At 58.0% G+C, this 15,183-nt stretch carries 14 protein-coding genes and 1 pseudogene; 3 read left to right on the top strand and 12 right to left on the bottom strand.

What is annotated here, in order from left to right:
• Positions 1 to 520 precede the first annotated feature (520 nt).
• From NG900_RS00260 to NG900_RS00210, 11 genes are all read right to left on the bottom strand, one after another.
• Positions 521 to 1,084, bottom strand: coding sequence for a MarR family winged helix-turn-helix transcriptional regulator (locus NG900_RS00260; RefSeq protein ID WP_252675584.1), 564 nt, complete (start codon positions 1,082 to 1,084; stop codon positions 521 to 523).
• A 623-nt stretch (positions 1,085 to 1,707) separates the two neighbouring features.
• Positions 1,708 to 2,811, bottom strand: a complete 1,104-nt coding sequence (locus NG900_RS00255; RefSeq protein ID WP_252675582.1) for a zinc-dependent alcohol dehydrogenase — start codon at positions 2,809 to 2,811, stop codon at positions 1,708 to 1,710.
• A gap of 45 nt (positions 2,812 to 2,856) precedes the next feature.
• A complete protein-coding gene (locus NG900_RS00250; RefSeq protein WP_252675580.1) occupies positions 2,857 to 4,080 on the bottom strand; it encodes an NAD(P)/FAD-dependent oxidoreductase in 1,224 nt (407 codons plus the stop codon).
• The gene (locus tag NG900_RS00245; protein WP_252675577.1) at positions 4,077 to 4,385 is read right to left on the bottom strand and encodes a non-heme iron oxygenase ferredoxin subunit; all 309 of its coding nucleotides are present in this window, start codon (positions 4,383 to 4,385) and stop codon (positions 4,077 to 4,079) included. The genes NG900_RS00250 and NG900_RS00245 overlap by 4 nt, the downstream gene beginning before the upstream one ends.
• Before the next feature lie 36 nt (positions 4,386 to 4,421).
• Positions 4,422 to 5,735 (bottom strand): Rieske 2Fe-2S domain-containing protein, encoded by a 1,314-nt coding sequence (locus NG900_RS00240; protein WP_252675575.1) that lies wholly within the window; start codon positions 5,733 to 5,735, stop codon positions 4,422 to 4,424.
• A 26-nt stretch (positions 5,736 to 5,761) separates the two neighbouring features.
• The gene (locus NG900_RS00235) at positions 5,762 to 6,535 is read right to left on the bottom strand and encodes an SDR family NAD(P)-dependent oxidoreductase (RefSeq protein WP_252675573.1); all 774 of its coding nucleotides are present in this window, start codon (positions 6,533 to 6,535) and stop codon (positions 5,762 to 5,764) included.
• A gap of 32 nt (positions 6,536 to 6,567) precedes the next feature.
• On the bottom strand, positions 6,568 to 7,263 hold the full coding sequence (locus tag NG900_RS00230) for an ABC transporter ATP-binding protein (RefSeq protein ID WP_252675571.1): 696 nt from the start codon (positions 7,261 to 7,263) through the stop codon (positions 6,568 to 6,570).
• Positions 7,250 to 8,008, bottom strand: coding sequence for an ABC transporter ATP-binding protein (locus tag NG900_RS00225; RefSeq protein WP_252675569.1), 759 nt, complete (start codon positions 8,006 to 8,008; stop codon positions 7,250 to 7,252). The genes NG900_RS00230 and NG900_RS00225 overlap by 14 nt, the downstream gene beginning before the upstream one ends.
• A complete protein-coding gene (locus NG900_RS00220) occupies positions 7,995 to 8,960 on the bottom strand; it encodes a branched-chain amino acid ABC transporter permease (protein ID WP_252675566.1) in 966 nt (321 codons plus the stop codon). The genes NG900_RS00225 and NG900_RS00220 overlap by 14 nt, the downstream gene beginning before the upstream one ends.
• Positions 8,957 to 9,826 carry a branched-chain amino acid ABC transporter permease gene (locus NG900_RS00215; protein ID WP_252675564.1) on the bottom strand — a complete coding sequence of 290 codons (870 nt, stop codon included), beginning with the start codon at positions 9,824 to 9,826 and terminating at the stop codon, positions 8,957 to 8,959. Before NG900_RS00215 ends, NG900_RS00220 begins: the two co-directional genes overlap by 4 nt.
• Before the next feature lie 59 nt (positions 9,827 to 9,885).
• The gene (locus NG900_RS00210; protein ID WP_252675562.1) at positions 9,886 to 11,079 is read right to left on the bottom strand and encodes an ABC transporter substrate-binding protein; all 1,194 of its coding nucleotides are present in this window, start codon (positions 11,077 to 11,079) and stop codon (positions 9,886 to 9,888) included.
• A gap of 200 nt (positions 11,080 to 11,279) precedes the next feature.
• On the opposite strand from NG900_RS00210, the gene NG900_RS00205 reads away from it, so the two are divergent.
• From NG900_RS00205 to NG900_RS00195, 3 genes are all read left to right on the top strand, one after another.
• Complete coding sequence (locus tag NG900_RS00205; RefSeq protein ID WP_420804110.1) at positions 11,280 to 12,491, top strand: IscS subfamily cysteine desulfurase; 1,212 nt, start codon at positions 11,280 to 11,282, stop codon at positions 12,489 to 12,491.
• A gap of 122 nt (positions 12,492 to 12,613) precedes the next feature.
• On the top strand, positions 12,614 to 13,711 hold the full coding sequence (locus NG900_RS00200) for a porin (RefSeq protein WP_252675559.1): 1,098 nt from the start codon (positions 12,614 to 12,616) through the stop codon (positions 13,709 to 13,711).
• 237 nt (positions 13,712 to 13,948) lie between these two features.
• Positions 13,949 to 14,302, top strand: coding sequence for a winged helix-turn-helix domain-containing protein (locus tag NG900_RS00195; RefSeq protein WP_252675558.1), 354 nt, complete (start codon positions 13,949 to 13,951; stop codon positions 14,300 to 14,302).
• A gap of 424 nt (positions 14,303 to 14,726) precedes the next feature.
• On the opposite strand, the pseudogene NG900_RS26655 reads toward NG900_RS00195, so the two are convergent.
• Positions 14,727 to 15,133 (bottom strand): annotated as a pseudogene (locus NG900_RS26655) (ATP-binding protein); the annotation flags it as partial.
• Positions 15,134 to 15,183 lie beyond the last annotated feature (50 nt).

Here is a 15,183-nt window from a genome sequence, read left to right as displayed (position 1 = left end):
AGGATGCATCACAACCATCGCGCGGCCACCGTAGATGGAAAATCGACCGAAGGCGACATGCGGCCGTCCGAAACCTATACGGTGCGCCTGATTGCTCCATGCCACTGACGAGGCGTGACCGTGGTCGCGATTCTTGACAGATCCTTGGGCCATGGCAATTCGGAAGCTACCGGCCCGCTTTGCAGCGGGGCGTTTGCAAAGCTTGGCGAATCCAGGGGGCACTCGCGCATGGCCAGCGCTGCGCAGGTAGCTTTTTCTATTCCACAAGCGCGTGCGCTAAGGGGCAACCGGCGTCACGTAGTCCACTATCTCATTGCCCATAGCGTGACGAATGGGCTGTTGGGTGGGCCAGCAGCCTTGGCATGACGATGCGGATGTCGGTTGCCTAGACGCACCGTTGTGGACAGGGTGGGAATCTGCAGGGATCAACCTGGAGCGCGGTCTCCTGGATCGTCGCGGGAAAGACTGGCGCGGTCGCCATGCGGCCGGCCGCGGGAGCCCTCGCTTGCCGATATCGGCTTCAAATTTTCGCGCCGACGTAGAACATGAGGATGGACAGAGCACCCTCGCGCTCTTCCGGCGTTAATTGGGTGACAAAATAGTCGACGTGAAACTTGACGTTCTCGTCGATGGCATCCATGGTCTCGCGACCCAGCTCCGTGATCGCGACGTACGTCACCCGTTGGTCGACGTCGCCGCGGCGGCGGACAACGAAATCCTTCTCCACTAGCATACGCACCAAGCTCGATGCGAACGCAGGAGTGATATCCAGTCGAGCCGCAATCTGATTGACTTGCAACTCCATATCTTCGCTTCCGTAGATCTGGATCAACGCCTGGTGAGCAAGGGGATCTATCCCATACTTCTTGGCCTGATCTTCAACGATCCGGAAGACCTTGCGCAGGACATACCTTGCTTCAGCGACGGCCACGAAGTAAGTGTGCTTGTCGTCTGTCTCACGAGCCCGCTGTGCTGCTACACCTTTCCGACGTACCCGAGCAACATCGAGGGGTAGAGTGGACGAGGCAAGCACTGTCCCGATTTCCTGAGCCTTTGTCGAGGCGCGTTTCGCTTTCGCTGTCATGTAAGTTTCTGCCGAGTGTGGCGATCAGACTTCCCGCATAAGGGAAGCTGGGTAAATTGCTACATCCGATCATTGTGCATACTAAATGAGTATGTTAGCACATATAATTTCTCGGCACTTTGATTTGGTGCAGCCACCAGACGAGAATGCACCACTTTATGCCATCGTTGTGCTCTGATGCCCGGAGCGACCTCCCAGTGGTGCGTAGCTACTACGCTACTGGCATTGGGGCATGGATGGACCTGGGAGACGCTCAGCGCATGAGCTTTTGGAGTCGATAGCCGAGCGGTATGCTGCGTCGATCGTTTGGCGCAAGTCGGCCGCGGCGCGGCGTCGCAAGTCACTTGGATGGAGTATAGAGACTCCGTCTTACGGCGCCGATGCGCATTTCTGGGCGCCGACGACTGACCCGCCGATTTCATTTGCGATGGGTAGCTTGATCCCTGTCTGTCCCTGACGCTGAGGAAGCCACGCGATCGGTCTTCGAGTATGGAGGAGCGCTCTCGGTATCTTTCAGGCGGATTCCGGCACTTGAGGTGTCATCAGGCGAGGCGTCGGCACTTTCGATGGACGCAGGGCGAGCTAACGCTGCTCGCAGCGCGCAGAATCCGCACATAGGGATGTTAGCCGGGAATCAATGTGATGTGGACGGCGTCCTTTCCGTCACTGATCTCGCGGCCTAATGTTCGAACCGCTTCGGTGCCGTTATCGAGTGTGAACATATGCGAGCAAAGCACGCTCAGCTTCTCGGCATCTGTGCGGATCATATCGATGGCCAATTCGGTCGACTCCCAGCCAGCACTGAGAACGCCAACGAGTTGGACTTCCCGCAGAACGACCTTGTCGACCGGGAACCCGTTCAGCGGGTTGGTCCCCTTCAGGCCGGCCAGTACGATTTTTCCGCCGCGCTTGACCATGTCGACGCCCTGCACGATGGGTGCCACCGCGCCGGCTGACACGTCGAGCACCACATCTGCGAGCTTGCCGCCGGTCAGTGCAGAGACTCTTGCTACCGGATCTTCGGTTTCGACGTTGATCACCGCCGTTGCCCCCAGCTGCAGTGCCAGTTCCAGGCGAGACTTGTCGGCCGAGGTGCCGGTCACGATGATGTTCGAGGCGCCGGCCTTCTTCGCCGCGGCGGCCGCAAGCAGTCCGCGCTGGCCGGGTCCCGAGATAACCACAGTCTTTCCAAGCGCTGCACCGCCCACCTCGTAGACCCATCGAATCGCATTGGAAAGGGGGTTCACCAAGGTCATGACCTCGGTGGACAAGTTAGTGGGCAGCTTGTGCACCATCGTGCGCGGATGCAAGTACACATGAGTGGCATAGCCACCCCACAGGTGCGGTGCAACTGCGGTGCTTTGATACAGGCCGTAGCCCAGGTCGGATTGGCAGCGCGTGTATGCCCCTCGAACGCAATCCTCACAGTGTCCGCATGGAATGATGGGTTCGATTGCGACGCGGTCGCCCTCACTGACATTCCAGCGCTTGGCTGCCAAGGGCCCGATCCGCTCGATGAATCCCATAATCTCGTGGCCGGGAATGATCGGCATGCCACCACCCCAATCCTTCATATGGCCTAGCCATTGCTCGTAATCCGTCCCGCACAGACCGCAAGCCTCCACGCGGAGAACGGCATCGTCCTCTCCAACCTCGGGAATCGGAAACTCGCGAGCCTGCAGATTCTTGGGGGACTCCAGTACAAGCGCTAACGCATTACGTGTCATTTGATGTAACTCTTTGAAAGGTGTTTGCCGTGCTCGGTGCCATTCTCATAGCGTCAATACGGGCACCAGACCGGTAGTATCGAACTGGCTTTTGTTCTGCATCGAGCGTTTGGCATCGCGAAGATCGCGCGGACTGTTGACGGCAGCCACCGCGGTCAGCCGGTTAGCTTGGACGAAGTACTGGGTAAAACGGCCTGACGACGTATCTCCCTTCTGGTAGACCTGGTTGCCAACGGACGGAACGCCAAGCAACTGGAAATTGACATCGTACTGATCGGACCAGAACCAAGGAATGTCGCGCGTCAATGCATCTCCACCGAGCATGGCGGAAGCCGCGAGCACGCCGTGGTCTTGTGCGTTCTTCCACGATTCGAAACGCACGCGTCCATTCAGCCAGGAAGAAGGCTGACTGGCGACGTCCCCTGCGGCGAAGATGCAGGGATCCGCTGTGCAAGCCGACTCATTCACAACGATCCCATTCTCCAGAGGAAGCCCGCAGTCGGCCGCAAGCTCTGTATTGGGAACGACCCCGATTCCCACCACTGCGGTGGCGATCTCGATCGCTTCGCCGTTTCCGAACACCGCGCGTTCGACGCGCCCGTTGCCCTCGAGGCGTGTAAGGTTGGCATTCAATTGGATATCCACGCCATGGCGCAAATGAAGATCCATGAAGAATCGCCCAAGGGATTCTGGCAACGACCGGCCACACAGGCGATCAGTGGCCTCAACCAAGGTCACCGGGACGCCCATGGAGACGGCACTGGCGGCCACTTCGAGACCGATCCACCCCCCTCCGACGACGAGCAGCCTGCCGCCTTTGGAGAGAGACCCACGTATCCGCTCGCTGTCTTCAATCGTGCGCAGGTAATGAACTCCGGGCAAGTCGGCACCGGGGCAGTTCAGTCGACGAGGTCGTGCTCCGGTGGCGATCAGCAGCCGGTCGTAGGGAACACGGCTCCCATCGGCAAGCTCAACTTCCCGGCGGTCTCGATGAATGGCCGTCGCACGGTTGCCCTGGACGGCATCGATGTTCAGTTCGCCAAGCTTTTCCTTGCTCCATAGGTAGCAGCTCTCGGCCGGCTTTTGCGCGGTTAAGACCGCCTTGGACAACGGCGGGCGCTCGTATGGAGGATGAGACTCCTCGCCAACAATGACGATCCGTCCTTCAAAACCGCCCTCTCGTAGCGTTCTGGCGGCCCACCCGCCCGCCTGACCGCTGCCGATGATGACAAATTGCTGTGATGCCCCGGAGTTCATACGCTTGCTCACGACAGATCAATAAAAACCTGGCTCCCCTCGATCTTCAAGGGATACGTCTTGAGATCACAATCCGCGGGAGGCCCAAGGCAGCGGCCGGTAGGGATGTGAAAGACTGCACCGTGGAGCGGGCACTCAACCTTGTCACCTTCCACAAAGCCGTCGGTCATCAACGCATACGCATGAGGACATACGTTGTCCGTTGCATAGTACTCAGCGCCTACCTGATAAATTGCGACCTTCTGTTCCCCGCGGGAGAACGCAAAGGGAGCGTCCGGTGCCACTTTGTCGCATGTCGTCGCGAGTTGCCACGTCATATCATTGATCCTCGAACTCCATTTCACGTGGGCAGATCAAACGCTGGCCTTCTGCGGGCCGAGTTGCGTCTGGTACTCACGCACGAAACCGTCAACGTCTTCAATCTGCGACAGGACATCGAGAGGCTCGACTGAATATGCGGTGCCATCCTTGATCGTCTGGCGGAACTGCTCAAGGCTCTCCTCGCTCTGGACGATATTGAGGATACGGCGGCGAGCTCGAACAATTGCAATGTCGGTCGCGACAAGAAATTCCTTTTCGCGATCGACGATGCGGCCCTCGCTGCCTTCGGTCGCGAGCATTCCTTCCTGCATCGCGCGGTCCTGGTCATTCAGACCGTGAATACCGGACGGGCTCGATAGACTGCCGCCGTCACGGTTGATGAGGTAGTTGTTCTCCGCCGTCCGAACTGGCACAAACGCGTCGATGATGGTCCCGGTGTTGAGACGATAGGACTGGTAGTTGCTCTCCGGCGGGAAAGCGAGTCCCTTGCCCGTGTAGTCTAGGAAGTCCTGGGGAAGGTCGCCCTTGGAGTAGTAGTTGAAATCCCAGGTATAGGTGTTGTAGTCGTCGATAGGGATAAACGCGCGGCCGCCTACTGGGAAGTCTACACTCGGGATGGAGCTAAAGGCCGGCACCATGAACTGCGACACACGCCAATAGTACTGATTGTCAGCATTGCGGCGCGCCACCCCCAAGATGCCAATAGGGGTGTCCTTGGCGTAGAGCTTCGGTGTCAGATCGACCGCCGAGTATGGGCGGTGCACGGGCGACGTAGCAAGCGTAGCGGGATTGGTGTGGAGAATGGACACGTGGGAGCTATCCAGTTCTCCCTCCATCCCCTGCAACCAGTTCGATTCCTGAATCCATACCGTCGCATTGCGCTGTGACTTGGGCAGGTCGATCCAAGGGAATTTCGGCAACTCCGGCGCTTCGCCCTCGCCCATGTAGATCCAGACGATATCGGCCTTCTCAACGACCGGGTACGCTTTGATCTTGACCTTCGAGCAGATCGCGCTGTCCGGCTCGTTTTGCATTTCGAGACACTGTCCCCTGGAGTTATAGAGCCATCCATGATAGTTGCAACGGATGCCATCGTCTTCCACGCGCCCGTAATAGAGGGGAGCGAGACGGTGTGCACAGTTTGCCTGCGTAATACCTACCTCTCCCTTCTTGGTGCGGAACGCCACAAGCTCTTCTCCCAACAGCTTGAGGCGAACCGGGGAACCTCCCGGCTCCCGCAACTGAGACGATAGAAGGGCGGGGAGCCACACTGATCGGAACAGCGCGCCAACCTTTGTGCCCGGTCCGACGCGCGACAATGTATCAGTACGATTTGTGGTCGACATTTTCTCTACTCTCAGTCTAGGTTCGGTTAAAGGGTGAGGAATCCGCCGTCCACGGGCAGGACGACGCCGTTGACAAACGTCGCCAGCGGGGAGGTAAGGAAGACAACTGGGCCGGCCATTTCATGGCCTTGCCCGAATCGCTTCATCGGCGTGTGCGACAGAACGAATGCAACGCGATCCGGGTTCGCTCGGGATCCTTCCGTCTGGGGGGTCTCAATGAACCCTGGGGCCACCGCATTGACACGGATCTCGTAGCGAGCGAATTCGACGGCAAGAGCCTTGGTCAGCATAGCCACGGCGCCCTTGCTTGTGGTGTATGCGGTGGTATCGTTCGGTGCCGCGGCGAAGGACTGAATCGAGGCCAGATTGACGATGCTGCCGCGCGTCGCCTTCAATTGTTCGAGAAAGGCTGTAATGCTGTACATAATGCCGTCGACGTTCACACCCATGACTTCGTGCCATGTCGCCGTGTGGTCGGGATTGCCGACCAAGCCGCGGCGATGAATGCCGGCATTGTTCACGAGGATGGAAGCGTTACCTGCGACCTCCCGCACGAAATCCGCGGCGCGTTTTGCTTCGTCTTCGTTGGCCACGTTCCACACCAGAGACCACGCTTTCCCGCCCGCAGCGATGATTTCCTTGGCGGTGCTGCCCACAGTTTCCGCATTGACGTCCGCACAGATCACTGAGGCGCCAGCCTGGGCCAATCCCAGAGCAATCTCCTTTCCCATGCCCTGTCCGGCACCCGTTACCACGGCCACATTGCCGTTCAGCAGGGGGGATCCATTCATTTCAATCATTTCATCTTCCTCGGCAACACGCTGGCCAATGTTTAAATGGTCAGCCACTGGTGATGGACGCGTTCCTCATCACGCTTGAATTCCTCAATCGTCAGTTTCTCGACGATCTTCCCCTTGGACATGACCAGAATGTCGTCTGACACACTTCCGGTCAGATTCAGGTTCTGTTCTACTAGGAGGATCGCTACGCCCTCCATCTTCAGGCGTCGAATCACATCGCCGATCTGTTCGACCACCTTGGGCGCGAGCCCCTGGGTCGGCTCGTCGAGCATCAGTACCTGGACGTCCGTCACAAGCGCACGCGCGATGGCCAACATCTGCTGCTCACCGCCCGATAGCGCGTGGCCGGCGTTTCTCAATCGGTTTTTGAGGTTCGGGAAGAGCTCCAGAACTCGTTCTTCCGTCCAGATCCGGGGACGCTGACGTTGACCGACACGGAGGTTTTCCAGGACAGAGAGACGCGGGAAGATCTGCCTCCCCTCGGGGACATAACCGACACCGGCACGAACGATTGTGTGGACAGGCTTATTGCTCAGGTCTTGGCCAGCGACTGCCACCTTGCCAGACGAAGCCCGAATCAAGCCCACGGCAGTTTTCAGCGTTGTTGTCTTGCCAACACCGTTCCGGCCGATGATGGCTGTGACCTTACCTTTTGGGGCACTCAGATTGATTCCAAACAGCACCTGACCTGCGCCGTACCCTGCTTCGAGGCCTTCAATTTTCAGCATGGCCAACTCCCAGGTATGCACGCTGAACCGCAGGGTCCGCCTTCACCGCCTCGGGCAAACCGTCTGCGATCTTGCGACCTTGTTCAACTACAACTACGCGCTGCGCCAGACCGAATACGACCTCCAGATCATGCTCGACGAGGAGCACAGCCATATTCGTACCCTTCAGCAGGGATTTGAGCAACTCCACCGTGCCGCGTGTCTCGTCGACCGACATGCCTTGCGTCGGCTCATCAAGCAAGACGAGCTTCGGCTTCATCGCCAGCGCGGTAGCAATCTCGAGAAGCCGCTGATCGCCATGCGAAAGCGTGGCCGCAATGGTGTTGGCGTGTGCCTTCAGGCGGACGCGGTCAAGCCATTCCATCGCTTCTTCGGTCGTTTGCGCCCGAAGTGCCTTTGAAGGGACTGGCATGAGGCGTGAGCGCGTGCACGATTGGAGTGCTAGGCGCACGTTCTCAAGAGCGGTCAGTTGAGGAAACAGGCTCGTGATCTGGTACGTGCGGCTCATGCCAAGACGTGCCAGATCTACTGCAGCGAGCCTCTCGACTCGTTCTCCCAGGAAGGAGACCGTGCCACCGGATTTCCTAATTGTGCCGGCAATCAGGTTGAAGATCGTGCTCTTGCCGGCGCCATTCGGGCCGATTAAGGCGACGACCTCGCCTGGGTTCACCGTGATGTCTACGTTGTCGACGGTGGTAACAGAGCCCCACCGCTTAGTGAGACCGATGCATTCAAGAAGTGGCATTCTTGGCTCCGAAACGATTCGACTTGCGTGCGGACAGTTTGCTTTCAATCGTCGCCTTGAATCCCCACAAGCCTTGCGGAGCCGCGATGACGATGAAAATGAAGAGCAGGCCCATTACCAACGGCCAACTATCGGTGACGGCGCTCAATTCATGATGTGCCAGAACAAACAGCGCTGCACCGATCATGGGGCCAATCAAGGTCCCGGTTCCACCTAGGATGACTGCAATGATCACATGGCCAGATAGAGACCAATGGAGGATCTCGGGCGACACGAACAGCAGAAATCCGGCATGCAGTGCCCCGGCAATGCCGGCCAGGGCGTTCGATGCGACGAATGCAACCACTCTGAGCGAGCGGGGCCTGTAGCCAATGGCGACCGCTCGCTGTTCGCTCTCCCGTGCCCCCACAATGGCTGTGCCAAGCGGAGACCGAACGAACTCTCTGGCGAGCAAAAACAAGGCGACCGTAATGCCCAGCGCGAGCCAATAGAACCCCTCGCGAGAGGCGAAGCCTTCCAATCCGAGCGGACCGGGATTTCGAACGAAGCCAGACAATCCGTCGGATCCGCCAGTCACCTTGTCCCATTTGAATACGATGGCAAACGTCAACTGACCAATCGCGAGAGTGAGCATTGCAAAGGCGACGCCGCTTGCTCGGGTGCATAGCCAGCCAATGGGTACCGCAAGAATGGTGACGATCACGAGAGAAAGTAGGATCGCCCAAGGAAGCGAGCATCCGTGCATCATCGCAAAGGCAGCGATGTATGCACCTGCACCATATGGCGCGACATGTCCAAAGGAGAACATACGCGCATAGCCCATTTGCAGATCGAGGCTCATGGCGAACAGAGCGAAAATCAGAATTTCAGTCAGCAACGTGAGCTGAAAGCCCGCCAGGTACAAAGGTGCTGCTGCCAGTGCGATAACGATCGGAACGGTGATTTTCATCATTCCTCCTCACCAAAAAGACCACCGGGCCGGTAGAAAAGAACACAAATCATGAGGATGTAAGTAAGCACGAGCGCAAAATCTGGGATGTAGAAATTCCCGAACGTTTGTGTAGCCCCGACGAGAATGCTGCCAACCGCAGATCCAATAAAGCTACCCATTCCACCAATCATCACGATGACGAAGGAGTCGATAATCGCTGCGCTCCCCATGCCGATATAGCCCGTGATGAGTGGTACGGCCAGGTAACCTCCGAGTCCGGCGAATGCACATCCCACTGCGAAGGTGAGCGATCTAACTACGCCAACATCGACGCCTAATGCGTGCGTCATTTCAGGATTTTGGGAGATCGAACGAATCAGAAGACCCAGTCTGGTTTTCAGCAGCACTACAATCAACAAGCCGAGCACCGAAAAGCCGAAAACGATCAGAAACGCGCGATAGAGCGGGAACGGCTCTCCGGCGATGAGCAACACGTCATTGAACGCCTCTGGAATCGGTACATCTCTGGTATTGGACCCCCAGATCAACCGGGTCAGCTCTGACAGCACCAGCGCCCAACCGAAGGTAATCAGGAGGAAGCTGCTGCCATCCCGCTTGTACAGGTGGCGCATGAGCAGAAGCTCAAAGACGCTACCTACTGCGCCAGCAACGAGCGGGGCGGCAACCAATCCAATCCAGAAATTGTCAAAAAAACGTGCTGCGGAGATGCCGGCATAGGCTCCGAACATATAGAGCGCGCCATGAGCGAAGTTCATGATGCGCATGATTCCGAAAATCAACGTCAAGCCTACCGTCAGCATAGCGAGAAGCGACGCGAGCGCTAGGGTATTCAACGAGAGATTCAGCCAGACTTGCCAAGAGTTCATGGCTACATCCTTTTAGAGGGCCCCTTGTCGGAGGCTATAGGACAAAACCAAAATGCTGTTCAGAACGAGTCCTTGCGGCACCCAGGCACTACGGCGCTGGCTTGATAGGTGTCAATGATTTTCGGGGTGGGATAGCGGACGGCGGGGTCTTTGTCGAGACGTGCCATGAACACGGGCTGCTCCGCCTGATGGTCGCAGGCTCGCATGGTCACCTTGCCTTTGACAGTGGCAATTTCCATGCCCTCAAGCGCTTTGCGAATCGCGGTGGTATCGGTCGATTTCGCTTTCCGGATGCCGGCGGCAAGGAATTCGAGGCACTGCCAGGTCTCGCCTTCCCACGTATCCGGAATGTCGCCGTACTCGGCCTTGAACATGCGGACAAACTCTGCATTGGCGGGCGTGTCATAGGCGTAGTTGTATTGGCTTATGCCCGCAAGGCCCAGGCCTGCATCTCCCAACGGCTTGGTGTTTAGCATATCCAGCACCTCTGTCACGATCTCCATCTTCTCGGCAAGGCGATACTGGCCGGCCTGCTTCAGGAACGCGGTAGCGTCGTCACCGCTCATGGCAACGTAGAGGACGTCCGGCCGCGCCTCGCGGATGCGGGCGATATAGCTCGAATAGTCCTTCGTGCCAAGGGGCGAAAGCACGTTCCCAACCGGTTGCTTCTTCAGCGCGGTGATGAGGTTTTCGAAGGTCGCGAGACTGTTCTTTCCCCACGCGTAGTCCTGCGCGATCGTGAAAAAGCGCTGTTTTGGTGACTTGGACAGCCAAAGCGAGATCGCGCGGGCACGCATTGGTCCGGAGGTGCACGTGCGGAAGGCATTCGGCACAAAGTTGGCGCCTGTGATCGAACCGACACCACTAATGGATGCCATGTATAGCGCGTCCCAACCTGCCAGCCGCGGCATGATCGCCAGCGACTCGGCGCTTGAGATCACGCCCGTAATCAGCTTGACGCCTTGACCTTCCACCAGCTCCGTGACTTTGCGCACACACGCAGCGGGGTCGCCCTGTGTGTCCTCATAAATGAACTCCACCTTCTTTCCATCAATGCCGCCCTTGGCATTGACGTTCTTTGCGAACAGTTTGCAGGCGCGCTGGACCTGCGAGCCAAGCGCCGACCAGTTTCCTGTAATGCCAGTCGGCACGCCGATTCGGATCACATCCGATTGGGCTACAGACGGTTTGACAACGGTTGAAAGTGCGATCCCAGCAGCACCTGACAGAAAGTCCCTACGAGTGATTGACATGAGTGGCTCCTCTTGTTCCCAGTTCTTTGGTTATGCGTTTTGATCGTATATATCACAGATAGCTTTGTCAACTAGGGTAGTCATAAGACGTATTGAGCTAACCATAACAACGAATCCTTGCTAGACTCCGCGGGAAGGGAGGGGCAATCCCACATCACCATAAATCTCTGTCTGGAGTTGTTCACATGGAAACGCAGGAAGTGACGGCGCGCCCAATCTACATGGACTACAGCGCGACGACCCCCGTCGATCCGCGGGTCGTCGACAAGATGACGCCCTACTTGTACGAATTTTTCGGTAACCCCGCGTCGCGGAGTCACGCCTACGGCTGGGAAGCGGAAGATGCGGTGGAAACGGCGCGTCAGCATGTCGCGGACCTCCTCGGTGCAGACCCACGCGAGATCGTTTGGACGTCTGGCGCCACGGAAGGCAACAACTTGGCCATCAAGGGAGCCGCCCATTTTTATGCGGGACGGGGCAAACACATTGTCACGGTCAAGACTGAGCACAAAGCGGTGCTGGACACGTGTCGCGAGCTCGAGCGGCAGGGCTTTGAGGTGACCTACCTCGATGTCGATGTTGAGGGGCTCGTGGATATCACGCAACTGACGGAGGCGCTGCGCGCGGACACGATCCTCGTGTCCGTCATGATGGTGAACAACGAGATTGGCGTAATCCAGCCCATTCGGGAGATCGGCGAGCTCTGCCGCGAGCGCGGCATCCTGTTCCATTGCGACGCAGTCCAGGCTGCCGGGAAGATTGAAATCGATCTTGACGAACTCAAGGTCGATCTGATGACCGTTACGGCTCACAAGGTTTACGGCCCGAAGGGGATCGGCGCCTTGTACGTGCGTCGAAAGCCCCGGGTTCGCCTTGAAGCCCAGATTCACGGTGGCGGCCACGAGCGCGGGATGCGTTCTGGCACGCTCCCGACCCACCAGATCGTGGGCATGGGGGAAGCGTTCCGGATCGCGCGGCTGGAAATGCGTGAGGAAAGCAAGCGCGTCCGCAGCCTCAGGGATCGACTGCTTGTCGGCCTCGCTGCTATGGAAGAGGTCTACGTGAATGGCCACTTGGCGAGGCGCATCCCCCACAACCTAAACGTCAGTTTCAATTATGTTGAAGGCGAGTCTTTGATCATGGGAATCAAGGGCGTCGCCGTTTCTTCGGGATCGGCGTGCACATCCGCTTCACTGGAGCCATCGTTCGTCCTCCGCGCGCTCGGCAGGAGCGATGAGCTCGCTCACAGTTCTATTCGCTTCACGCTCGGACGATTTACTACGGAGGCCGAGGTCGACGAGGTGATTAATCAAGTTGTTAAGACGGTAACCAAGCTTCGGACGCTCAGTCCCCTGTGGGACATGTATCAAGAGGGCGTCGACATGAATGCGATTCAGTGGGCTGCCCACTAAATCGTTACTGCCGCGGATAGCGTTCGAGCAGACGTTAGAGCCATACCGTCTCTCGATCCTTGCCGCATTCCTCAGAAAGGCGCCCCGTCAGCGCCGGAGATCTACAACAACGGAGGTTGGAAATGAAACTGCGTCATTTGGCGCCAATGGCGGCTTTAGCTTTGCCTTTGGCAGCCGAAGCCCAGTCGGTAACATTGTATGGTGTCGTCGACTCGAGCGTCGAATACATCAACAACGTCGGTACGACCAAGAATTCGGTAGTCAAGATGCCCAACCTCACCGGGACTGTTCCCTCGCGGTGGGGCCTGCGCGGTACCGAGGATCTGGGGGAGGGGATGAAGGCGAATTTCGTCCTTGAATCTGGCTTCGCCCCGGATAGTGGCACTTCGAACCAAGGAGGTCGCCTGTTTGGCCGTCAAGCCTGGGTGGGGCTCAGTGGGAACTGGGGGCAAGTCAGCTTGGGCCGCCAATACACCATGTTGTTCTGGGCCACACTCGATACTGACATTCTCGGGCCGAATGCCTACGGCTCGAGCTCGCTGGATGTGTATCTTCCGAACGCCCGCGTGGACAACTCCATCGCCTACAAGGGCAAGTTCGGAGGCTTTACGGTCGGCGGTACGTACAGCTTCGGGCGAGACACCGTCAATGGCGGGCCAAGCCCGTCCGGCGCTAACTGCGCGGGTGAGAATCCCGCCGACAAGACCGCATGCCGCGAATGGTCTGCGCTGGTGGGCTATGAGACGAATTGGTGGGGCGTGCTGGCAGCCTACGACTCGCTTCGCGGTGGTCCTGGCGCCTATGGTGGCCTGACTTCAAGCTCCATGAAGGACGATCGCACTTCAGTAGGCGGCTACATGCTCGTCGATAAGGCAAAGATTGGCGCCGGATGGATTGGGCGCCATAGCGGGGCAACTGGGCTCCCGTCTCCGCGCAGTGACCTTTTCTACGCGGGGCTGGCCTACGACATTATGCCTGCGGTGACGTTGGCAGGGGAGGCGTTCTACCTCAAGTATCGCAATAGTGCCGATAAGGCATGGCTCGGCGTAGTACGTGCCACCTATGCATTCTCGAAACGCACCTCCGTTTACACGTCACTGGGTTACATCAATAACGGCGGAAACTTGGCACTGTCGGTGGACAGTGGTGCCGGAGGCGCTGCGCCGACACCTGGCGCTTCCCAGCTTGGCGCGATGATGGGGATCAGAACCATCTTCTAAACGTACTGGTTCACCGGTGTTTGTCCGCGCTGAGGTGGGATTGGCGAATCCAGTGGCGCGGGTCTTTTTTTAGGCGGGCGCTCTGCGGGCAGATTCAAAGTCGGCTCTGGGGCTCTTCACCGATTACGCTCAAGAGATAGAAGGATGAAACGGGATCCCCTTACTTTGATCAACTTGGTCGATAGTATGAAGTCAGCAGCGGACCGATGGACGGCAAGTTGTGCACAGGAGTCGGGCGTGGCCGAACTCTCGCCGATGGAGCGTAAGGCCATCATTGTCCTGAATCTTTCGGAAGGGTATGTCTCTTACTCGAACCTGTGTTTTTCAATGGGGGTTACCGAACAGCATCTGGTTACCTACGCCGTAAGGAAACTTGAGCAAGCTGGCCTCGTGCTCAGGCGCCGCCAAGGGAAGTTCGCAGAATATTGCCTCACTGAGTACGGTAGACGCGCCGGCCAAAACTACTGGTCGGTGCTCCTTGAGACGAGTGCGGGGCTTGAGATAGGGCGTGGCAAGGACATTGAGGTGTGCATGGGGGAGGTGACAGACCTCTTCAGGTTGTCTGCAAGATCCATAATGCAGGAAACCTAGATGTCGTATCTTCATTCGAGGCTGTGCCTGCGCATGGCCCCAGCAGGGCGCCAGCGGGTGCCGGCATAGGGTTGGCGTTATCGATAGGAGGATCCATGACTCGATTGACTGAGCGTCCCATGTTGCGAAAGAACACACGAGGGAAGGGCCTTGTGCATCTTGTTGACGAACTCCTTGACCTTGTCCTAACGGCTAGGGAGTTAGTTGTCGGGCCTCTCGGATCCTGCTATGTGGTCGACGCGTCCGATTGTGAGCATGCGTACAAGCGAGAGTCGACCGACGATCGAAAGGCGCGCCGGCATGCAAGAAGGCCTTGAATCCGGATCGCGGCGTTTTCGGCAAACGCGGATCGTCTACTACCGCGTGCGACTGAGCCAGGCTTGCTCTTCTGCGCTGTCCCACTATGCGTCTTCGTTGCTGCAAAGTGCTGGTCGAGTTCGGGCTCCGGAGTGTTGGGTTCAGGCGATGTCATTCTGAGCGATTCACCGGCGAGCGCGATGCGGTGATGGTGCTGCATGAGACGGTCGAGCATCGCATCTGCAATCGTCTCGTCACCAATCCAGCGATGCCAGTGCTCGATCGGGAGCTGGCTGGTCACGATGGTGGCCTTGCCTGCCGAGCGGTCGTCGATCATTCAAGCCGATCGTTCCGAACCATCGTGTCGAGTGCGCCATTCCCCACTCGTCCAGCAAGAGGACGTCAACGCGGGCGACCTGCTCCAGCCATTTGGTGAACCCGCCGTTACCCTGCAGTACACGAAGTTCCTCGCCGGCAGGCGTATTACGCCAAGGCGCAAGCCAGGCATGATTTGCTCGCGCCGGTTGCCGTCGAGGTCTAAGCTTGAGTTAGCTTGTGCACGTCGAACACGTTGTCGGAAGAGG

It is taken from the genome of Ralstonia soli (genome assembly GCF_023955655.1).
Classification (GTDB): domain Bacteria; phylum Pseudomonadota; class Gammaproteobacteria; order Burkholderiales; family Burkholderiaceae; genus Ralstonia; species Ralstonia soli.
The sequence above is the reverse complement of the archived record's forward strand: the minus strand, read 5'-3'. Positions and strand labels throughout refer to the sequence as shown.